This is a genomic window from Pseudomonas sp. P110(2024) (genome assembly GCF_057480795.1).
The window spans coordinates 387,939-407,571 of the sequence record NZ_JBLIYT010000002.1; the positions used below are offsets into that span (position 1 = coordinate 387,939).

Below are 19,633 nucleotides of genomic sequence, written 5' to 3' on the forward strand. Positions count from 1 at the left end.
GCGCTACTTGCCCTCGTCCACTTCCTTGCCGCTGGCATCCAGCGCCTTGGTCGACGGGTAACGGTACGAGGCGTAGCGCACCACCAGGATGGCGAATGCCAGCAGCAGGATGCCCCCGCACACGTACAGCAGCCCGACATCCGGCGCCTTGTGGTGCGAGACATCGCCGATCAGCAGGCGGGTCAATGCAGTGATCGCCACATAGAGCAGGAAGCGGATTGGCATGTGGTTGGTCTTGAAGTAGATCCCCACCATCGCCCCCAGCTCCAGGTAGATGAACAGCAGCAGGATGTCATCGACGCTGACCCCGCCCTTGCCCAGCATGTCCATGAAGGTCGCCACCGCCGCATAGGCGGTGATCGCGCCGATGCCGAACAGCGCCAGGTAGTGGAAGGCTTCCACGCACAGGTTGCCCAGCGAGTCGGCGGAGCCGTGCAGGCCTTTGCGCAGTCTTTCTGCCCATTTGATGTTCACGATGTTCGATTCCTAGATACGGCTGAAGGTCTTGTGCCATGCAGTTAAAGGGCCACTGCCCCTGTCTTGGAAGGCGGCCGATTGCCGCAGGGCACCTGTGGGCTACGCTGATTTTCAGTTTGCCGGGCCATCATTGCGGTTGCAGGATGATGGTCGAGCGATGTACTGTATAAAAATACAGTTACCCGCAACCCAACCAGCAAAAAGGCACAGAGGTGATGAATGGCCGTCGAAGTGGTGTACCGCAGCAGCCGCGACCCGGAGCGCTTGTTCATGGATAAGGCCGAAGCAGACCGTCACGACAAGATGCTCGAACTGGCCGAGCGCCTGGCCGAGGTGCTGCAAAAGGCCGTGCCGTCGCTGAGCGAACAGCAGGTCGAGGAAGCCGGTATCTACATGGCCAAGAACCGCGATGTGTTCGCCCGGGCGTTCAAGAGCCAGCCGGATGCGCTGGCAGAGCTGCTCGAAGGTGGCGCGGCCGAATGACCGCATCGCGGGGCAAGCCCCGCGCCCAGGCCCTCAGCCATACAGCAAGCGCTCCGCCAACATTTGCGCCACCCGCGCCGGCGACCGTTTCTCTGCCTGGGCATGGGCGAACACCTCGGTCAGCCGCGTGGGAATTCGCGCCAGGTGCGCGGTGATGCTACCCACGGTTTCCCCCCGGTGGGTCAACGCCACATAGATCAACCCGCCCGCATTGATCACGTAGTCCGGCGCGTACAGGATCCCCCGGCTCTCCAACTGGTCGGCCACCTGCAACGTGGTCAGCTGGTTGTTCGCCGACCCCGCCACCGCCGCACAGCGCAGTTGCATCACGCTCTGCCCGTTGAGCACCGGCCCCACGCCACAGGGGGCGAAGATGTCGCACGGGGTGCTGATCAAGGCCTCATGGGCCACCGGATGGGCACTGAACTGCTCCACCGCCAGGCGCACTTTGCCCGGGTCCAGGTCGCTGACCAGCAACTCGGCGCCCGCCGCATGCAGTTGCTCGGCCAGGGCGTAGCCCACATTGCCCAGGCCCTGCACCGCCACCCGCAGCCCCTCCAGGTTGTCGCTGCCCAGGCGGGCCATGGAGGTGGCGCGAATGCCGGCGAACACACCCATGGCCGCATGGGGCGACGGGTCGCCCGAGGCCGTGGTGCTGGTCACGTAGGGAGTGGACTGGGCAATACAGTCCATGTCGAGGGTCGAGGTGCCGCTGTCCACCGCCGTGATGAAACGCCCCTGGAGGCTGTCGACGAAGCGGCCGAAGGCCTCGAACAGCGCCGCGCGGTTTTCCACGTGCGGATTGCGCACGATCACCGCCTTGCCACCGCCCATCGGCAGCCCGGCCAGGGCCGCCTTGTAGCTCATGCCCTGGGCCAGGCGGATGGCGTCGGCCATGGCGCTCTCGTCGTCGGCATAGGGCAGGTAGCGGCAGCCGCCCATGGCCGGCCCCAGTTGTTCGCTGTGAATCACCACCACGGCCTTCAGGCCCGTGGGCGGGTCGATGAACAGGTGCAGTGACTGGGCGCGGGTGCTTTGCATGAGCTCGAACATAGACGGGCTCCCCAAAGAGGTGCTCCTACCAGTATAAACAGGTCGAGGCCGGACACCGCACGGACGGACCACTGGACGAAAAGCCGCGCCAGGGCTACAAGTTAAGCGTGATGGAGAGGTCCCATGAACCCACGCCAAGCCTGCCTGGCCTGCCTGGAACGCGAGCCGGTCGCCCTGCTGGAAGCTGCCCTGTGGATTGCCGCCGAGCATGACGCCAGTGTCGAGCCCGCAGCCGGCCTGGCCCGACTGCACGAACTGCAACGCGACGTCAGCACCAGCCTGCCGATGCTGCCGCTCAACGAGCTGGCCCAGCCCTTGCTACGCCAGCTCAACGCCCTGGGCTTCCAGCAGGACGAATACCACCCGTTGCGACCGCAGGCGGCCCTGATGGACAAGGTGCTGCAGCGCCGCCGCGGCCAGCCGTTGCTGTTGGCCATCCTCGCCCTGGAACTGGCCCGCCGCCTGTCGATCCCGCTGGAGGGCGTCAACTTCCCCGGCCATTTCCTGCTGCGCGTACCCGGCGCCGATCACCTGCTCGACCCCTGTGGTGGCCGGCGCCTCTACCCCAACGACTGCCGCGAACTGCTCGCCCGCCAGTACGGCCCGCAGTTGCCGCTGACCGCCGAGCACCTGCGCGGCGCTTCGCCGAGGCAGATGCTCCAGCGCCTGTCGCGTAACCTGCGCCAGCTGCATACCAGCAACGACAACAACCTGGCCGCCCTGATCGATGCCGAACGGGTCATGCAACTGGGCCCGGTGCAGGTCAGCGATTACCTGGCCCGCGCCACGCTTTACCAGCACCTGGACTGCCCCCAGGCCGAACGCTTCGACCTGGAGCACGCCCTGTTGCTCACTGACGACCCGCTGCAACGCCTGAAACTCAGCGAGCGCCTCGGCCAGCTGCCCAGCGCCAAGCGCTCAATCCATTAAGACCTCGCCCGCGACCTTCGGCTCACGCGGCCGCGGCGCCCGCACCCGGCTGATCAACAACGCTCCCAGCACGGCCGGGACGGCACAGAAGAAGAAGATCTGCTCCACTGGCATGTGCAACGTCAGCAGCAGGCTGCCCAGCAGCGGCCCGAGGATCGAGCCGAAGCGCCCGACGCCCAGGGCCCAGCCGGTGCCGGTGGCGCGCACCTGGGCCGGGTAGAAGTTGCTGACGAAGGCATTGAGCGTCAGCTGGCCACCGATGATGCAGAAGCCGGCGGCGAACACACTGGGCACCAGCCAGCGCGGGTCATCATGGTTCAGGCCGACCAGCACGCTGAACAGCGCTGCCCCCAGCAGCACGGCGGCCAGCAGATAGGCCTTGTTGGCCATGCGGTCGGCGCACCAGGCCAGGCATACGGCACCGAAGGTGCCGGCGAACAGGAACAGCGAGGTGACCAGGTTGGCCTGGTTCAGCGCCAGCCCGCTTTCCTGCAGCAGCGACGGCAGCCAGCTGATCATGAAGTACAGCAGGATCAGGCTGACGAAGAAGGTGCTCCACAGCAGCAGGGTCGGGCGGGCGAAACCGTCGCGGAACAGCGCCACCATGGTGAGCTTGCTGTCCGCCGGCTCGTCGCTGGCGATCCGCGCCGCTGGTATCTGCCAACCGGGCAACAGCCGGGCAGTCACCCGCTGCAACCGCGCATAGGGCGGGGCGTCGCGCAGCAGGCGCGGCAGCGACTCGGGCAGGAACAGCATCAGAAACGGAAACAGCAGCAAGGGCGCCACGCCGCCGGCGAGGAACACTGCCTGCCAACCGTGATGATCGATGAAGCCCGCGGCGACGAAGCCGCCCGCCGCGCCGCCCAGGGAGAATCCGCAGGCCGCCAGGGTGACCATCAGGGTACGCAGCCGAGGCGGCGCATAGTCGGCCATCAGCGCCATGGCGCTGGGCATGGCGCCGCCCATGCCGATGCCGCAGAGAAAGCGCGCCAGCATCAGGCTGTCGAGGGAAGAGGCGAACACCATCAGCACCGTCAGGCTGGCGTACAGCAGCACGCAGCACAGCAGCACCCGGCGCACGCCGAAGCGGTCGGCCAGTGGCGTCACCGCCAGCGAGCCGACCGTCAGGCCCAGCAGGTTGGCGCTGAACACCGGCCCGAAGGCGGCCTTCTCCAGCCCCCAGTCCTGGGCCAGCGCGGGGATCACATAGCCCAGCACCTGGGCGTCATAACCATCGGTGACCAACAGCAGGATCAACAGCAGCAGCAGGCGCCACTGGTAGGGTGACACCGGGCGCGCGTCGAGCGCCGCGCGAAAGCTGGCTATCTGGTTGTGCATCGCAAGGTCCCTGTCTTTTGTTGTTATGAGTGCAGGTGCGGGCGGTGGCGATCAGTCGGGCGTGTCGGGCTGCCTCGCCGGGTGGGCCTGGTGGAAGGCCGGGTGCTGCTCGGCCAGGGCGGCCACCCGGCGAATGCGCGGGTAGCCGCCGAGGTCGATGTTGAAGCGCTCGGCCGCGTACAGCTGCGGGATCAGGTAGACGTCGGCCACGCCCGGCGTCGCCCCGAAGCAGAAGCCGTCATCGCCGATCAGTTGCTCCACCGCCGCCAGCCCCTGGCTGATCCAGTGGCCGATCCACTGGTTGACCTGGGCCTCGTCGTGCCCCAACTGACGCAGCTGGTTGAGCACGCTGACGTTGTGCAACGGATGGACATCGCAGCCGATGATCGCCGCCACGCCGCGCACCCTGGCCCGGGCTTCGGGCGCACGGGGCAACAGTGGCGTTTCGGGGAAGGCTTCCTCCAGGTACTCGATGATCGCCGGCGACTGCACCAGCAGCTCGCCGCTCTCCAGGCGCAGGGCCGGCACCCGGCCCTGGGGGTTGAGCGCCAGATAGTCCGCGCCGCGCTGTTCGCCCTTGAGCAGGTTCACAGGCAGGGCCTGGTAGTCCAGGCCCTTGAGCGCCAGGGCGATGCGCACCCGATACGACGAGGTGGAGCGGTAGTAGGTGAACAGTTCCATCGCCCTGCCCCCTCAGTTGGCCGCGACGATGGTGCCGCGGCACTCGCCGAAGCCGATGCTGGCCACGCCCTCGCGCACGCAACGGGCGCGCAGGATGATCTCGTCGCCGTCCTCGAGGAACTTGCGCACCTCGCCGCTGGCCAGTTCCACCGGGTGCTTGCCGCCCTCGGTGATCTCCAGCAGGCTGCCGAACGACCCCGGCGCGGCGCCCGACAGGGTACCCGAACCGAACAGGTCGCCCGGTTGCAGCTGGCAGCCGTTGACGCTGTGGTGGGCAACCATCTGCGCCACGGTCCAGTACATGCTGCGGGTGCTGCTCAGGGTCAGGCGATGCGCCGGCAGGTTCTGCTCGCGCATGCGCTCGGTCAGCAGCAGCACTTCCAGCTCGATGTCGAAGGCGCCGGCAGCCTGGTCGCGCTTGTCCAGCAGGTACGACAGCGGCTGCGGGTCACCCTCCGGACGGGCCGGCTGGGCGCAGCGGAACGGTTCCAGTGCCTCGGCGGTAACCACCCACGGCGACACCGTGGTGATGAAGCTCTTGGACAGGAACGGGCCCAGCGGCTGATATTCCCAGGCCTGGATGTCCCGCGCCGACCAGTCGTTGAGCAGGCAGAAGCCGGCCACGTGCTCGGCGGCATCGCCCACCGGGATCGGCTGGCCCATGTCGTTGCCCTGGCCGATCCAGATACCCAGCTCCAGCTCGTAGTCCAGGCGCGCGCAAGGGCCGAAACTCGGCTCGGTCTGGCCCGCCGGCAGGGTCTGGCCCTTGGGGCGGCGCACATCGGCACCGGAGGCACGGATGGTCGAGGCGCGGCCGTGGTAGCCGATCGGCACATGCTTGTAGTTGGGCAGCAGCGGGTTGTCCGGGCGGAACAGCTTGCCGACGTTCTTGGCATGCTCGATGCCGACGTAGAAGTCGGTGTAGTCACCGATCTTCGCCGGCAGGTGCAGTTGGCATTTGCTGGCCGGGTACAGCGCGGCCTTCAGCGCAGCCTGGTGCTCGCTGCCCTCGTCCAGCAGTGCCAGCAGGCGCTCGCGCAGGGCCACGCGGGCCGTACGGCCCAGGGCGAAGAAGGCGTTCAGCGCGCCGCCGACGGTGGCCTCGACGGCGGCCTTGGCCGCGCCGTCGAACAGGCCGGCGGCCAGCACGGCCTCGAGGTCGAGGATCGCGTCGCCGATGGCCACGCCGCAACGTGGCGCCTGCCCTGGGCGGCTGAAGATGCCCAGGGGCAGGTTCTGCAGCGGGAAGTCGCGGTGCCCGTTGGCGTGCTCGACCCAGCTGCGGGCAATGGCGGTGTGGTTCATCGGTTATCTCCGGTTCGGGTTGAAGGTGCTCGGCAAGGTGGCCCAGCAACTATCGTAGTCGGCCTGCAATTGCGGGCTTTCGAGGGCCTGGCGGCTCGGACGCAGCACCTGGCTGGTCTCGAACATGAAGGCCATGGTGTTGTCGATCTTGTGCGGCGCCAGGTCCACCGAGATGGCCTTGTCGCAGGTCTCGGCGTCCGGGCCGTGGGCGCTCATCACCCCATGCAGCGAGGCGCCGCCGGGCAGGAAGCCTTCGGCCTTGGCGTCGTAGGCGCCCTGGATCAGGCCCATGAACTCGTTCATCAGGTTGCGGTGGAACCATGGCGGACGGAAGGTGTTCTCGGCCACCATCCAGCGCGGCGGGAAGATCACGAAGTCCATGTTGGCCATGCCGTGCACGCTGGTGGGCGAGGTCAGCACGGTGAAGATCGACGGGTCGGGGTGGTCGAAACTGACCGTGCCGATGGTGTTGAAGCGGCGCAGGTCGTACTTGTACGGCACGTTGCTGCCGTGCCAGGCAACCACGTCCAGCGGCGAATGCTGCAGCTCGCAGGCCCAGTGTTCACCGAGGAACTTCTGCACCAGCTGCACCGGGCCGTTGCTCTCTTCGTAATGGGCGACCGGGGTGAGGAAGTCACGCGGGTTGGCCAGGCCGTTGCTGCCGATCGGGCCGAGGTCCGGGATGCGCAGCGGCGCGCCGTGGTTCTCGGCGATATAGCCACGGGCCTGGGCATCGAGCAATTCGACCCGGAACTTCATGCCCCGCGGGATCACCGCGATCTCCAGCGGCCCGACTTCGAGCACGCCCAGCTCGGTGGCGATGCGCAGGCGACCTTGTTCCGGCACCAGCAGCAGCTCGCCGTCGGCATTGAAGAACACCCGCTCCATGGAACGGTTGGCGCGGTAGATGTAGACGCTCACCCCGGCCGGCTTTTCCGATGCCGAGTTGGCCACCATCGGCAGCCAGCCATCGATGAAGTCGGTCGGCTCGGACGGGATCGGCTGGGGGCTCCAGCGCAGGCGATTGGGGTTGATGGCTCCCAGCGCGCCGGACAGCGGCTGGCGCTCCAGGCGCTCGAAACGCGGGTGCAGCGCCGACGGGCGGATGCGGTACAGCCAGGTACGGCGCAGTTCGCTGCGGGTCATGGTGAAGGCGGTGCCCGACAGCAGCTCGGCGTATAGCCCGTAGGGGGCTTTCTGCGGCGAGTTCTGCCCGACCGGCAGGGCGCCGGGCAAGGCTTCGCTGGCGAATTCGTTGCCGAAGCCGCTCAGGTACTCGAGTTCAGGGGAAGTGTCGCGGGTCATCGGTGCCTCCGGGCTGCTGGGAGCCGTTGCGGGCAGCTGGCTGCGGGCCCGATCCTGAAACCGGCACCAGGGGCGGCAGCGCGTCTGCATTGTTTTTATCGTAATCAGATTACGAATAACGTAATTTGCCCGCGCGCAGGCGTCAAGCTATAAAGGCGCCACCCCAAGAATTCCGCATAGAAGTCCCCCATGGCCAAAGCCAGCAGCAGCGCCGACAACGGCAAACAGAAGGTCCGCTCGGCGGAAGTCGGCACCGACATCCTCAAGGCCCTGGCCGAACTCTCCCCCTCCACCTCGTTGTCGCGCCTGGCCGAGCACGTGGACATGCCGGCGAGCAAGGTGCACCGCTACCTGCAGGCGCTGATCGCCAGCGGCTTCGCCGAACAGGACCCGGCCACCAACCACTATGGGCTCGGGCGCGAGGCGTTGCGGGTGGGTATGGCGGCACTGGGCAGCATCGATGTGCTGAAGGTGGCGGCGCTGCCGCTGTCGCAGCTGCGCGACGAGCTCAACGAAAGCTGCTTCATCGCCGTGTGGGGCAACCAAGGCGCGACCGTGGTGAGCATCGAGCCGGCGGTGCGGGCGGTGACGGTGGTGACCCAGATCGGCTCGGTGCTGCCATTGCTGAGTTCGTCCACCGGGCTGGTGTTCGCGGCGCATCTGCCCGAGCGGGAGACCCTGGAGCTGCGCGACCAGGAACTGGCCACGCTGGGCCAGAAGGCGAGCGACTATGCGCCCCTGCTGGAGCAGATCCGCCAGCGCGGCCTGCACCATGTGCACGGGTTGCTGATGCCGGGGGTGGATGCGCTGTCCGCGCCGGTGTTCAACGCCATGGGTCAGGTCGCCGCGGTGATGACCGTGGTCGGGCCGACCTCGATCTTCCATGCCGACGAGCACGGCCCGGCCGCCCGGCGCCTGCTAGCCGCCACCCAGGCCACCAGCTGGCGGATGGGATACGGCGCGGATCAGTGAAAGGGCTTACAAAGCATTACGGATTTTCACCACGCAGGCTGGCTATAGTCCGCCTGGCACTTTTACCCGAAACGTAAAGGTGAATGTCATAAGCCGCTATTTTTCCCACGGGATCAAGCGCTTATTCTGATCTCACTGGCCGGCACGAAGGGCTCTCCCCCCTGCCTTTCGGGCCCGCCCAGGTTCACCGACGTTGATTTTGAAGCTCCTTGATCTAACGTCTCGATTGGCCGCTGCGATTGCAGCGGCCTTTTTTATTTGTGCAGGATTCGCAAGACCGGCGAAAGGGCCGCAGCGCGGCCCCGGCATTGTTCAACCCAACGGATACTTCTGCAGGTTCGCCATCATCTGCTGCAACGCCTGCAGGCTGTCCTGCGGATGCCCGGCGCCCTCGAAGTCGCCAATGCGCGCCCAGTTGTCCGCCACCTGCTCGGGCGTGAACCCTTCGCGCGGGTCGAACCCCACGCCCTGGCTGCGCTCCCAGCGCACCTTGCCGACCCAGCCGCCGCCCACCTCGAACAGCTCGCCGCTGTCCTGGCACTGTTCGCTCCCCAGGTACACCACCAGCGGGCTGATCAACTCGGGCTGCAGCCGCTCGAACACCTGCGGCGGGATCAGCCCCTCGGTCATGCGCGTGCCGCCGGTCGGGGCGATGGCGTTGACCAGGATGCCGTGCTTGCGGCCTTCGATGGCCAGGGTGCGGGTCAGCCCATAGAGGCCGAGCTTGGCCATGCCGTAGTTGGCCTGGCCGAAATTGCCATAGATGCCCGATGTGGACGAGGTGAAGATCACCCGCCCCCAGTTCTGCGCCCGCAGGTGCGGCCAGGCAGCGTGTGTGACCTTGTAGGCGCCCTCGACATGCACGCGGTAGACCAGCTCCCAGTCGCTGTCTTCCATCTTGTGGAAGGTCTTGTCGCGCAGGATGCCGGCGTTATTGACCAGCACATCGACCCGGCCGTAGGTGTCCAGGGCCTGCTCGACAATGCGCGCGCCATCGGTGACCGAGTCATGGTTGGCGATCGCCGAACCGCCCGCGGCGCGGATCTCCTCCACCACGCGGTCGGCCGCCGAGGCGTTGGCGCCTTCACCGTGGGTCGACCCGCCCAGGTCGTTGACCACCACGTGCGCGCCGCGCGCGGCGAACAGCAACGCATGGGCCCGGCCCAGGCCGCCACCGGCCCCCGTGACGATCACCACTCGATCCTGCAGACGTACTGGTTCGCTCATGCTCAAGGCTCCTGGCAATGAAGGGATGCAACGCAGTCTCCGCCAGCCGCCGGGGCCGGGCAATCAAGCGCACCGTGGCGAATGCCGCCCGATAACGCCCGGCGATGATCACCCGGTCAGGACCAGGCGACCTTCAGCGGCACATAGCTCATCGGTTGTTCACGAAAGGCCAGGTAGTGGCGCAGCACCTGCACCGGCGCCTCGGTATGCGGGTAATGGCCAATGCCCTGCAGCACCACGGTGTCCGGCTCCGGCACCAGTTCGCGGTAGCGTTCGACCATGTGCGCGCCGGACAACGGATCGACCGCGCCATTGATGAAGCGCAGCGGCACGCCCGGGCGTTGCAGCGCCGCGACCCAGCGTTCGCGCTGGGCCTTGCGCTCGGGCAGGAAGCTGATGAGCCGGTGCAGGATGCGCGGGCCGCGATTGGAGGCGATCAGGCTCCAGTAGTCGTCCAGGGCGCTTTCGCTGGGGTGGGTGCAGGGGCCGTAGACCTGGGTGACGTTGCGCACCAGGTCGTCGCGCCCGAACGAGCGCCCGACCAGCCAGCCCAGGCGGCTGAGCAGCAGCTTCTGCACCAGCAGCACGCGGCAGCTCTCGGGGAACAGCCCGCTGTTGAGGAACACGCAACTGGCCACCTTGAGCCGCTGCTCATGGTGCCTGGCCAGCAGTTCCTGGGCGACGCTGCCACCGTAGTCATGAGCCAGCAAGTGCACCGGCTGGTCGATGTGCAGGTGCGCCAGCAACGCCTGCTGCAGATCGGCCTGCTCGAGCAGGCTGTAGTCGTGGTCCGCGGGCTTGGCCGAATCGCCGAAGCCGAGCATGTCGCAGGCCACCACGCGAAAACGCTGGGCCAGGGGTGCCCACAGGTAGTGCCAATCCCAGCTGGCCGTGGGGAAACCGTGAAGCAAAAGCAGGGGCTCTCCTTGCCCTGCCGTCCAGTAGCGGATGCTCTGGCCCCGGAAAGTGAAACCCTGGCTCCGGGTGCGCCAGACGCACAATGGAATCTCGGCCAGTGGCATCACGGTCGTCCCGGTGGATAAGTGTCGGAAGAGGGCAAGGCTGCGTTCATTGCATGTCACCTCGGCACATACATGTGCTCTCTATGTCGAGGCTCAGTCTAGAAGCCTATACGAAGGTGATAAGTCGCCTTGGCAGCCAGCCTGATGACCGTGCGAGTCAGTGGCACGAACGGTCAGATCAACTTCATCAGAAGCGGCGCCGCCAGCAGGTTGAGCAGCCCGGTCAGGACCATGACTAGGCCGGCCACCGAGCCCTCCTCGCGGCCGACCTCCTGGGCCCGGCTGACGCCCGCGCCATGGGCGCCGACGCCGAACAGCGCGCCCCGCGCCAATGGCGTGCGCAGTGGCAACCAACGCAGCAGGATGCCGCCGAACATCGCCCCGAGCACGCCGGTGAACATCACGAACACCGCCGTCAGTTCCGGCACGCCGCCCAGGTCCTGGGCCACCGGCATGGCGAACGGCGTGGTGATCGAGCGCGGCAGCAGCGACAGGCTGACCGCCTCGTCCAGCGCCAGCAAATGCGCCAGCGCCCAGGAGCTGCCGATCGAGGCCACGCTGCCGGCCAGCATGCCCACCAGCAGCGCCGGCCAATGCCGCGCCAGCAATGCCCGTTGCTGCCAGATCGGCACCGCGAAGGCGACGGTGACCGGGCCCAGCACACCCATCAGCCAGTGGGTGTTACGGGCGTACTCGGCGTAGGCGGTGTGCAACGGAACGGCCACCGCCAGCAGCAGCGCCGGCACCAGGATCAGCGGCGACAGCAGATAGCGCCCGCTGCGCCGGTACAGCCAGCGGCTGCCCAGGTAGGCGCCCAGGGTCAGCGCCAACCAGAACAGCGGCATGGGTTCAAGGCTCATGGCGCAGCCTCCAGCGGCACACCAGTTCCACGGTCAGCGCGGTGACCACCATCACCAGCAGCGTGCTCAGCGCGATCACCAGCAGGATGCGCCAGCCTTCGCTGCGCAGCAGACTGCCGTAGTCCAGCAGGCTCATCAACGCCGGAATGAAGAACAGCAGCATCTCGGCCATCAGCCAGCCGGCGCCCAGTTGCAGGGCGGCCGGCTTGAGCACGCCGCAGGCGAACAGCACCAGCAGCAGCGCCAGGCCCATCACCCCGGCGGGGATCGGCCAGGCCAGCCAGGCGGCCAGCTGGCCACCGATCAGGAACAGGGCCAGCAGCACCGCCAGCTCGGCGAAGAGGCGCAGGGTTTTCTTCAGCAATGCAGGATTCATGGGCGGGGGTTCCTCGACAACGTGCCCATTGTAAAAGTCGCGCCCCCAGGCCAGAAGCGAATTGTTAGACTGACAGCCATTCCAGAATGGAATCGAGTGATCATGGAATTCAAACAACTGCGCAGTTTCATCGAGGTCGTCCACAGGGGCGGTTTCACCCAAGCGGCGATCACCCTGCACATCAGCCAGTCGGCGGTGAGCAAGCAGGTCGCCCAGCTGGAACAGGATATCGGCCAGCCGCTGCTGGAGCGCCAGGGTTCACAGTTACTGCTGACCGCCGCCGGGCGCATTGTCCTCGAGCGGGGCGAGGCGCTGTTGCGCCAGCGCCAGGAGCTGCAGAGCGAACTGGACGACCTCAGCCAGATGGCCCGCGGCGAGCTGCGCCTGGGCCTGCCGCTGCTGGGCAGCGACGCGCTGTTCGCCGGGTTGTTCGCCGAGTACCGGCGGCGGCATCCGAACATCTCGATCCAACTGCTCGAAGGCGGCAGCCGCATGGTCGAGCAGGCGGTGAGAAGTGGCGAGCTGGAACTGGGCGGCAGCCTGACGCCGAGCGATCCGGCGTTCGACTACCAACCCTTTTGCAACGAGCCGCTGGAGGCCCTGCTGCCCGCGAGCCACCCACTGGCCGGGCAAGCCGACGTCGCCCTGGCGCAACTGGCCGACACGCCGTTCCTGCTGTACCAGCGCAGCTTCGTGTTGAACGATCGGTTGCTCAGTGCCTGCCAGCAGGAGGGATTCACGCCCAGGGAAGGCGGACGCAGCGGCCAGGCGGACTTTCTCGCCGCGCTGGTGGCGGCCGGCCAAGGCGTGGTGCTGCTGCCGGCGATCGTCGCGCGGGCGCTGGAGCGGCCCGGGGTGGTGCGTTTGCCGTTACGGGCGCCGGAACATCTGCGCTGGGACATCGCCTTCATCTGGCGGCGCGGGGCTTATCTGTCGCGGGCGGCGCAGGCGTGGCTGGCGTTGTTGCGTGAACGCGACGAAGCATGACGCGAACCTGTAGGAGCGGCAAGACCGCTTCTACACGGGCGATTTAACCTTTGAGTGCTGCCACAAACTCCGCCAGCCACGGCTCGGCATCGGTCTCCGGCGTCACCGTCTCGCTGGCATCGAGCCGCAACATCGGCAGCACCTCGTTCACCCCCAGTTCGGCGAACAGCTCGCGCATCTGCTCGCCGCCGCCGCAGTAGGTGTCGCCATAGCTGGAGTCGCCCAGGCCGATCACCGCCCCGGGCAACCCGCGCCAGGCCGCCGGCAGTACGTCACGCATGGTGCTGTACAGCGGCATCAGGCTGTCGGGCAGTTCGCCCATGCCCGTGGTCGAGGTCACTGCCAACAACGCGTCCGGGGCAAAGCCCTCGATGTCCTGCAGGGTGGCGCGGGCGGCATGCCAGGCTTCAAGGCCGGCGGCCTTGAGCAGCGACTCGGCGTGACGGGCGACTTCTTCGGCGGTGCCGTATACCGAACCGGAAATAATGGCGACTTTCATCGGGTGAGGATTCCGAAACTGAGTGAAAACGTAGGATACTAGCACTCGACAGTGGCAAAAGGCCGCCTATGCCTAAAGTCACACACTTCAGGATTATCCGACGAATGACCGGAACGAAGCGTATTGGCTACTGTCGACAGCCGTGAAGAAATTGCCCTTACCGATCGCCCCTTCGAGTTCGACCATGCAAGCAGACGCCCTACTCTCCCAGGACGAACTGGATTTTATCCAGGACATGCAGCATTCGCCCCAGCTGAACCTGGCCGACCCCATGTCGAGCCTGCTGGTCAATGGCGACCGTCGTCTGAAGGACCTGCTCACCCGCCTGGTGGCCAACGAGCAGGTCACCCTGCAGGCCAGCTTCAACAACCAGCAGCTGAGCTTCCCCCTGCAACTGGTCGAGGACGAATTCCACGCCCTCCACCTGCAACTGGGCTCGCCGGACATCTACGAAGACGGCCCCATGCTGCGGCCCTGGCGCCTGTCGCTGGAGCGGCCGAGCGCCTTGCTCGACGACCGCGGCCAGGCCAGCGACCTGTGGGTGCGGGATATCTCGTTCAAGGGCGTGCTGCTGGAGGTCCGTGGCCGGCGCGAGGCGCCGTCCCACTTCAAGCTGCGCTTCGCCGCCGCGGATATACCGCCGATCGGCCTGCACGGCGTGCTGCGTCGGCGCATCGGCCCGCGCCTGGCCGCCTATGACCTGTCGCACAGCCCGGCCGAAGAAATCGAACGTCTGCGCGAGTACATCCTGCAGGCCCACCGCCAGGCCCACCCCGAGCTGCACGCCCAGGCCCCCGCCGCCTGCTGACGACCGTCCAGCCGCTGAAACTGACCGGTCATGACGGATTGTGCATAATCTGCGCCCGATTCTTGCAAGCACGCCTGCGCCGCCCACCACCCCGGGCCGCATGCCAAGGGGCCGGCTACCCGCCAGCCCCGTCGCCAGGAGATACACGATGTCTACCCCACCCGTCACCCTGATGGTGTCGCGCCGCGCCGCCTGTGGCCGCTACCAGGACCTGCTGGCCTGGCTGCACGAAGGCGAGCAACTGGCCACCGACTTCCCCGGTTACCTGGGCTCGGGCATCCTCGCGCCGCCGGCCGAGGGCGATGAATTCCAGATCATCTTCCGCTTCACCGACGAGCAGACCCTGCACGCCTGGGAGCATTCCGCCTCGCGCCGGACCTGGCTTGAGCGCGGCGACGGTCTGTTCGAACGCCCCAAAGAGAGGCGCGTAAGCGGCATCGACGACTGGTTCGGCACCAATACGGTGCAGAAACCGCCGCGCTGGAAACAGGCCACGGCCATCTGGCTGGCGTTCTTCCCGGTCTCGCTGCTGTTCAACCTGCTGTTCGGCCACTGGCTGGCGGCGCTGGAACTGCTGCCCCGCGTGCTGCTCAGCACCCTGGCCCTGACACCCTTGATGGTGTACCTGTTCATCCCACTGTCCACCCGCCTGCTGGCCGGCTGGCTGAACGCCGCGCCGCCTGCCCCGAGCGACCGCGCCCAGGGGCTGCGCAGCCGCTGAGGCACGGGCTCGCAAGGCCGCGCAGTTCGGGTATGCTGGGGCATCACGCACGGACAGACGAACAGACCGCCCGCACATGAACAGCCCAATCCTCATCACCGGCGCCAGCCAGCGCGTCGGGCTGGCCCTGGCCCTGGAGCTGGCCCAGGCCGGCCATACGGTGATCAGCGCCAGCCGCAGCCTGCATCCCCAGGCAGCCCACCCGAACATCCGGCAGTTCCAGGCCGACCTGACCCGCAGCGAAGACCGCCAGGCCCTGATCGACCACCTGCACGGCCACTACGATGGCCTGCGCGGGATCATCCACAACGCCTCGCTGTGGCTCGACGATGGCCTGGACAACCTCGACACCATGTTCCGCCTGCACGTCGAGGCGCCCTACCACCTCAACCTGGCCCTCGGCGAGTGGCTGAACAAGGTGGACAAGGCCGACATCATCCATATCTGCGACGAGACCTCCTCGCGCGGCAGCAAGAGCCATATCGGCTACGCCGCGACCAAGGCCGCGCTGCAGAACATGGTGCTGTCGTTTGCCGAAAAGTACGCGCCCAAGGTGCGCGTCAACGGTATCCTGCCGGGCCTGTTGATCCTCAAGGAAGGCGGCGACGAGCAGTACCGCCAGCAGACCCTGAAAAAGGCCCTGCTCGAATTCGAACCCGGCGCCCGCCCGCTGATCGACGCCGTGCTGTTCCTGCTCGAAAGCCAGTACAGCACCGGCAGCCAGGTGGTCATCAACGGTGGCCGCCATCTGAAGAACCGCATGACCTGAAGAGACACCGCCCATGACCCCGCAACAACAGCTCGAACTCGAAGCCGCCGCGTTCCGGCGCCTGGTCGACCATCTGCAGAAACGCACCGACGTGCAGAACATCGACCTGATGAACCTCTCCGGCTTCTGCCGCAACTGCCTGTCGAAATGGCTCAAGGCCGCCGCCGACGATCGCCAGATCGAGCTGAGCCTGGACGATGCCCGCGAGCAGGTGTACGGCATGCCCTACGCCGAGTGGAAAGCCCAATACCAGAAAGAAGCCAGCGCCGAGCAACAGGCGGCGTTCGAACAAGGAAAACCCCGTGACTGACCTGAACACCCTGCGCAGCAGCCTCGCCAGCGGCGAGCACGTTTTCGCCGATACCCTGGCGTTCATCGCCGCGAACTACAGCTACCAGCCCCAGGCCTTCGACAACGGCGACGTGCACAACGCCGCCGGGCAGAACGAAGGTTCGTGCAAGACCCTGGGCCTGGCGCTGCTGGAAGGGCTGAGCGACCAGGAAGCGCTGCTGGCCTTCGGCGAGCACTACCGCAGCGTGGTGGCCACCCCCGAGGGCAGCGACCATGGCAACATCCGTGCGCTGATCAAGCATGGTTTGGCCGGCGTGAAGTTCAACGCCCAGCCGCTGGCGCGCCTGGCCTGACTTCGCCTCTCGCCCATCGCGGGGCAAGTCGCGGCGGTGCGCCGATGCGACGTGCCCCGCGACGAGGCCCTCAACTGATAACGCTACCCGGCACCTGGCCCTCTAACTGCCCTTCTCGCAGCCACCCCAGGGCAATCGGCCACAAACTTTCACGAAACCTATCGTGAAAGAACGCGAAATGCCCGATCTCCTCCACCGAGATATCCACAGGCGCCACCCGCAGGTGCCGACGCTCGGCCTGGCGCAGGTACCCCAAAAACCGCTCGGTGGCCGCCATCGTGCCGAACGGATCGTCGGTCAGGCTGATAGCCAGGGTCGCCGCCCGCACCTGTTCGAACGGCAGCGCCTCGAGCAGGCGCCCACTGGGCCGGTGCTCGTAGCGCGGCGTGCGGGTACTCCAGTCACGCACCACCCCGGCCGGGGTGTCCTCCAGCCAGCCCAGGCGCTTGCCGGGGAAATAGCCGAATACCCGGGTCAGCAAAGGCATGACCACATGCCACTTGCCGAACAGTTGCCAGCGCTGGTCCGCCGCATAGTCGCGCCAATAGGCGAACTGCGCGCCCACCAGCACCGCTCGGCGCACCTGCGCGGCCGAAGGTGCCAGCCCCAGCGCCCAGCCGCCGAAGCTGTGGCCGACCACATGCACCGGTTGCCCGGGCTGTTCGGCTGCGGCCAGTTGCAACATTGCCTCGAAATCCAGGCGCCCCCAGTCGCTCCACGACGCCTTGAAACCGCGCAACGAAGCCGGGCGTGATTCGCCGATACCTCGGTAGTCATAGGTGAGCACATCGAAGCCCTGGGCGAACAGGTAATCGGCGAATCGCGAGTAATAACGGCAGCGCACCGAGGTGGCGGCATTGATGATCACCAGCGGGCGCTGGGCGTCGGTCTGGGCGTGACGCCAACGAAAACCGCCGAGGCTGTAGCCGTCGGCGGCGAGCTGGCGAAATGCACTGGCGGGTTGGGTGAGGCTGCTCATGGCGCGCTCCCTGCGTTGTCCGCCAACGCTAGCAAACATACCCCCGTTATAGCTAGGTGGTGGGCAGCGCGCCGGCCACGCCCGGTTTGCGCAGTACCGCCAGGCGCGAGCCGTCGTAGCGGGTCTCGCGGAACAGCTTCCAGCGCCCGAACAGCCCGTACACGTGCATCACCCGTCCCTGCTCGTGGTAGCCCATGCGCAGGTGCAGCTTCATGGCCGGCACGTTGTGGGTCTCCACAACGTCCACCACCTTGTGGCAGCCCTTTTCACGCATGGTGTTCCACAGCTCGACCTGGGCCGTCACCGACAGCTCGCTGCCAAAGTAGGGCCGGGTCATTTCGCCGCCGAACTCGAAGAACTCGCCCGGTTTCACCGGGAAGGTGCAACCGTAGTAGTGCTTGTCGTGATAGTCGACCACGCTGGCCCAGATGAAGGCCACGGCATCGCCCTGCTCGTCCAGGTACATGTGCCCGGTGTGCCCTTCGGCGGCCAGTTCACGCATGGTCTCGACGCGGTCGCCGAAATTCGTGGCGAAGGCGTCGGCGTTGGCGGTGGTGATCTGCACCAGGGTGACCGGTGTGTGGGCCTTGAGGTTGTAGGGAGGCACCGGACTGATCAGGTCGCGTTCCATCCACAACAATTCCCAGTGGAAGAACACGTAACGTTCGAACAAGGTCTTGAAGGTGCGCTTGAGGCCCTTCTGGCGAATGCGTTCTTGTAGTTTTTGCAGTGCGCCCATTGCTCCCTCCTCGGCCCCCGCGGAATTGCCAGGCCAATAGCTGGGGTATAGATCAGGCAGAGGGTGCCCATGGCAAAGGGCCATTGGAGGATTTGTTTCAGAATATTAACAAGTCGTCGGCGGGAACCGCGCAGCCGTCATCAACGGCTGCGCGGTCAAGGACTTGCTTACAGCTCGATGCAGTCGAACCGTACGTCGGTGGCCACGTCTTCGTCGTAGTTGACGTCAGCGCGCTCGAAGCCGAACAGGTTGAGGAACTGCTTCTTGTAGCCGGCGTAGTCGGTCAGTTCGAACAGGTTCTCGGTGGTTACCTTCGGCCACATGGCACGGCAGGCGTCCTGCACGTCATCACGCAGTTCCCAGTCGTCCAGACGCAGGCGGCCTTCGTCGTCCAGTGCAGCCGGCGCACCGTCCGCACGGTACATGCGGTCACGGAACATGCGGTCCAGCTGGTTTTGGGTACCTTCGTGGATACCCTTCTCCTGCATGATCTTGAAGACCATCGACAGGTACAGCGGCATCACCGGGATCGCCGAGCTGGCCTGGGTAACGACCGACTTGAGCACCGCAACGTTGGCACTGCCACCGACTTTCTTGCCCAGGCGCTGGGCGGTTTCGTCCAGGTCCTGCTTGGCCTTGCCCAGGGCGCCGTCCCAGTAGATCGGCCAGGTGATGTCGGAGCCGATGTAGCTGAAGGCCACGGTGCGGGCCTGCGGCGCCAGCACGCCTGCAGCGTTCAGGGCGTCGATCCACAGCTCCCAGTCCTGGCCGCCCATGACGGTGACGGTGTCAGCGATTTCCTGCTCGGTGGCCGGCTCGATGCTGGCCTCGATGATGGTGTCCTTGTTGGTGTCGATGGCGGTCGACTTGTACGGCTGGCCGATCGGCTTGAGCGCCGAGCGGACCACTTCACCGGTCTGCGGCAGCTTGCGCACTGGCGAGGCCAGCGAGTAGATCACCAGGTCGACCTGGCCGCCCATTTCGTTCTTGATCAGCTCGATGACCTTGGCGCGGGCTTCGTCGGAGAAAGCGTCACCGTTGATCGACTTGCTGTACAGGCCTTCGGCCTTGGCGAACTTGTCGAAGGCGGCGGCGTTGTACCAGCCGGCGGTACCGGCCTTGGTCTCGGTGCCCGGCTTTTCGAAGAACACGCCCAGGGTGTCGGCCTTGAAGCCGAACGCCGCGGTGATGCGCGCGGCCAGGCCGTATCCGCTGGAGGCGCCGATCACCAGGACTTTCTTCGGACCATCCTCGCGCACGCCCAGCTTGCGGGTGGCTTCGATCTGGTCACGGACGTTGAGCTCGCAGCCCTTGGGGTGAGTCGTGGTGCAGATGAAACCGCGAACCTTGGGATGAATGATGGCCAATGTCTGTACCTCGTCAGGTTTAGGCTGGGGCAGCGCCCGGATTCGGGGCGCTGCCGTTTGATCTAGAGGGTGAGACTACCCTCGCGGGATA

At 66.4% G+C, this 19,633-nt stretch carries 23 protein-coding genes; 9 read left to right on the forward strand and 14 right to left on the reverse strand.

Going from position 1 to position 19,633, the window contains the following annotated elements; genetic code table 11:
• Window positions 1-3: 3 nt before the first annotated feature.
• Entirely contained in the window at window positions 4-474 is a 471-nt protein-coding gene (locus AC25ND_RS04660; RefSeq protein WP_028689834.1) for a phosphate-starvation-inducible protein PsiE, read from the reverse strand.
• Window positions 475-696: 222 nt separating this feature from the next.
• Here AC25ND_RS04660 and AC25ND_RS04665 point away from each other — a divergent pair, with 222 nt between their 5' ends.
• Window positions 697-960, forward strand: coding sequence for a YebG family protein (locus tag AC25ND_RS04665; RefSeq protein ID WP_028689835.1), 264 nt, complete (start codon window positions 697-699; stop codon window positions 958-960).
• Between the two features lie 33 nt (window positions 961-993).
• On the opposite strand, the gene AC25ND_RS04670 is transcribed toward AC25ND_RS04665, so the two are convergent.
• The gene (locus AC25ND_RS04670) at window positions 994-2,013 is read right to left on the reverse strand and encodes a Leu/Phe/Val dehydrogenase (RefSeq protein ID WP_028689836.1); all 1,020 of its coding nucleotides are present in this window, start codon (window positions 2,011-2,013) and stop codon (window positions 994-996) included.
• Between the two features lie 123 nt (window positions 2,014-2,136).
• Here AC25ND_RS04670 and AC25ND_RS04675 point away from each other — a divergent pair, with 123 nt between their 5' ends.
• Entirely contained in the window at window positions 2,137-2,943 is an 807-nt protein-coding gene (locus tag AC25ND_RS04675; RefSeq protein ID WP_062363983.1) for a SirB1 family protein, read from the forward strand.
• Here AC25ND_RS04675 and AC25ND_RS04680 read toward each other — a convergent pair.
• The 4 genes from AC25ND_RS04680 to hmgA are packed head-to-tail and all read right to left on the reverse strand — an operon-like array spanning window position 2,932 to window position 7,572.
• Window positions 2,932-4,281, reverse strand: a complete 1,350-nt coding sequence (locus AC25ND_RS04680; protein WP_182322060.1) for an MFS transporter — start codon at window positions 4,279-4,281, stop codon at window positions 2,932-2,934. The genes AC25ND_RS04675 and AC25ND_RS04680 overlap by 12 nt on opposite strands.
• 51 nt (window positions 4,282-4,332) lie before the next feature.
• Window positions 4,333-4,962, reverse strand: a complete 630-nt coding sequence (gene maiA, locus AC25ND_RS04685) for a maleylacetoacetate isomerase (protein WP_028689838.1) — start codon at window positions 4,960-4,962, stop codon at window positions 4,333-4,335.
• Between the two features lie 12 nt (window positions 4,963-4,974).
• Window positions 4,975-6,267 (reverse strand): fumarylacetoacetase, encoded by a 1,293-nt coding sequence (fahA, locus tag AC25ND_RS04690; protein ID WP_486976124.1) that lies wholly within the window; start codon window positions 6,265-6,267, stop codon window positions 4,975-4,977.
• A gap of 3 nt (window positions 6,268-6,270) precedes the next feature.
• Window positions 6,271-7,572: a homogentisate 1,2-dioxygenase gene (gene hmgA, locus AC25ND_RS04695; RefSeq protein ID WP_486976125.1), complete on the reverse strand. Its 1,302-nt coding sequence runs from the start codon at window positions 7,570-7,572 to the stop codon at window positions 6,271-6,273.
• 189 nt (window positions 7,573-7,761) lie between these two features.
• Between hmgA and AC25ND_RS04700 the strand changes: the two genes are divergently transcribed.
• Window positions 7,762-8,544: an IclR family transcriptional regulator gene (locus AC25ND_RS04700; RefSeq protein WP_486976126.1), complete on the forward strand. Its 783-nt coding sequence runs from the start codon at window positions 7,762-7,764 to the stop codon at window positions 8,542-8,544.
• 312 nt (window positions 8,545-8,856) lie between these two features.
• On the opposite strand, the gene AC25ND_RS04705 is transcribed toward AC25ND_RS04700, so the two are convergent.
• The 4 genes from AC25ND_RS04705 to AC25ND_RS04720 form a co-directional block, all read right to left on the reverse strand.
• A complete protein-coding gene (locus AC25ND_RS04705; RefSeq protein WP_088852766.1) occupies window positions 8,857-9,771 on the reverse strand; it encodes an SDR family oxidoreductase in 915 nt (304 codons plus the stop codon).
• Between the two features lie 116 nt (window positions 9,772-9,887).
• A complete protein-coding gene (locus AC25ND_RS04710) occupies window positions 9,888-10,793 on the reverse strand; it encodes an alpha/beta fold hydrolase (protein ID WP_062363974.1) in 906 nt (301 codons plus the stop codon).
• 173 nt (window positions 10,794-10,966) lie between these two features.
• The gene (locus AC25ND_RS04715) at window positions 10,967-11,653 is read right to left on the reverse strand and encodes an LrgB family protein (protein WP_028689844.1); all 687 of its coding nucleotides are present in this window, start codon (window positions 11,651-11,653) and stop codon (window positions 10,967-10,969) included.
• Window positions 11,643-12,029, reverse strand: coding sequence for a CidA/LrgA family protein (locus tag AC25ND_RS04720; RefSeq protein WP_486976127.1), 387 nt, complete (start codon window positions 12,027-12,029; stop codon window positions 11,643-11,645). The genes AC25ND_RS04715 and AC25ND_RS04720 overlap by 11 nt, the downstream gene beginning before the upstream one ends.
• A 102-nt stretch (window positions 12,030-12,131) precedes the next feature.
• Between AC25ND_RS04720 and AC25ND_RS04725 the strand changes: the two genes are divergently transcribed.
• Window positions 12,132-13,016 carry a LysR family transcriptional regulator gene (locus AC25ND_RS04725; RefSeq protein WP_028689846.1) on the forward strand — a complete coding sequence of 295 codons (885 nt, stop codon included), beginning with the start codon at window positions 12,132-12,134 and terminating at the stop codon, window positions 13,014-13,016.
• A 43-nt stretch (window positions 13,017-13,059) separates the two neighbouring features.
• Here AC25ND_RS04725 and AC25ND_RS04730 read toward each other — a convergent pair whose 3' ends face one another.
• Entirely contained in the window at window positions 13,060-13,515 is a 456-nt protein-coding gene (locus AC25ND_RS04730) for a flavodoxin (RefSeq protein ID WP_028689847.1), read from the reverse strand.
• A 184-nt stretch (window positions 13,516-13,699) separates the two neighbouring features.
• Here AC25ND_RS04730 and AC25ND_RS04735 point away from each other — a divergent pair, with 184 nt between their 5' ends.
• From AC25ND_RS04735 to AC25ND_RS04755, 5 genes are all read left to right on the forward strand, one after another.
• The gene (locus AC25ND_RS04735; RefSeq protein ID WP_028689848.1) at window positions 13,700-14,323 is read left to right on the forward strand and encodes a hypothetical protein; all 624 of its coding nucleotides are present in this window, start codon (window positions 13,700-13,702) and stop codon (window positions 14,321-14,323) included.
• Between the two features lie 148 nt (window positions 14,324-14,471).
• The gene (locus AC25ND_RS04740) at window positions 14,472-15,044 is read left to right on the forward strand and encodes a putative antibiotic biosynthesis monooxygenase (RefSeq protein ID WP_069016142.1); all 573 of its coding nucleotides are present in this window, start codon (window positions 14,472-14,474) and stop codon (window positions 15,042-15,044) included.
• A gap of 76 nt (window positions 15,045-15,120) precedes the next feature.
• Complete coding sequence (gene folM / locus AC25ND_RS04745; RefSeq protein ID WP_486976128.1) at window positions 15,121-15,813, forward strand: dihydromonapterin reductase; 693 nt, start codon at window positions 15,121-15,123, stop codon at window positions 15,811-15,813.
• A gap of 13 nt (window positions 15,814-15,826) precedes the next feature.
• Entirely contained in the window at window positions 15,827-16,123 is a 297-nt protein-coding gene (locus AC25ND_RS04750) for a DUF1244 domain-containing protein (protein ID WP_028689851.1), read from the forward strand.
• Entirely contained in the window at window positions 16,116-16,457 is a 342-nt protein-coding gene (locus AC25ND_RS04755) for a HopJ type III effector protein (RefSeq protein WP_069016143.1), read from the forward strand. Before AC25ND_RS04750 ends, AC25ND_RS04755 begins: the two co-directional genes overlap by 8 nt.
• A gap of 70 nt (window positions 16,458-16,527) precedes the next feature.
• On the opposite strand, the gene AC25ND_RS04760 is transcribed toward AC25ND_RS04755, so the two are convergent.
• From AC25ND_RS04760 to fabV, 3 genes are all read right to left on the reverse strand, one after another.
• Window positions 16,528-17,436 (reverse strand): alpha/beta hydrolase family protein, encoded by a 909-nt coding sequence (locus AC25ND_RS04760; protein ID WP_069016144.1) that lies wholly within the window; start codon window positions 17,434-17,436, stop codon window positions 16,528-16,530.
• Between the two features lie 52 nt (window positions 17,437-17,488).
• Window positions 17,489-18,175 carry a GNAT family N-acetyltransferase gene (locus tag AC25ND_RS04765; RefSeq protein ID WP_088852769.1) on the reverse strand — a complete coding sequence of 229 codons (687 nt, stop codon included), beginning with the start codon at window positions 18,173-18,175 and terminating at the stop codon, window positions 17,489-17,491.
• Window positions 18,176-18,342: 167 nt separating this feature from the next.
• The gene (gene fabV, locus AC25ND_RS04770) at window positions 18,343-19,542 is read right to left on the reverse strand and encodes an enoyl-ACP reductase FabV (RefSeq protein WP_028689855.1); all 1,200 of its coding nucleotides are present in this window, start codon (window positions 19,540-19,542) and stop codon (window positions 18,343-18,345) included.
• Between the last annotated feature and the right edge of the window lie 91 nt (window positions 19,543-19,633).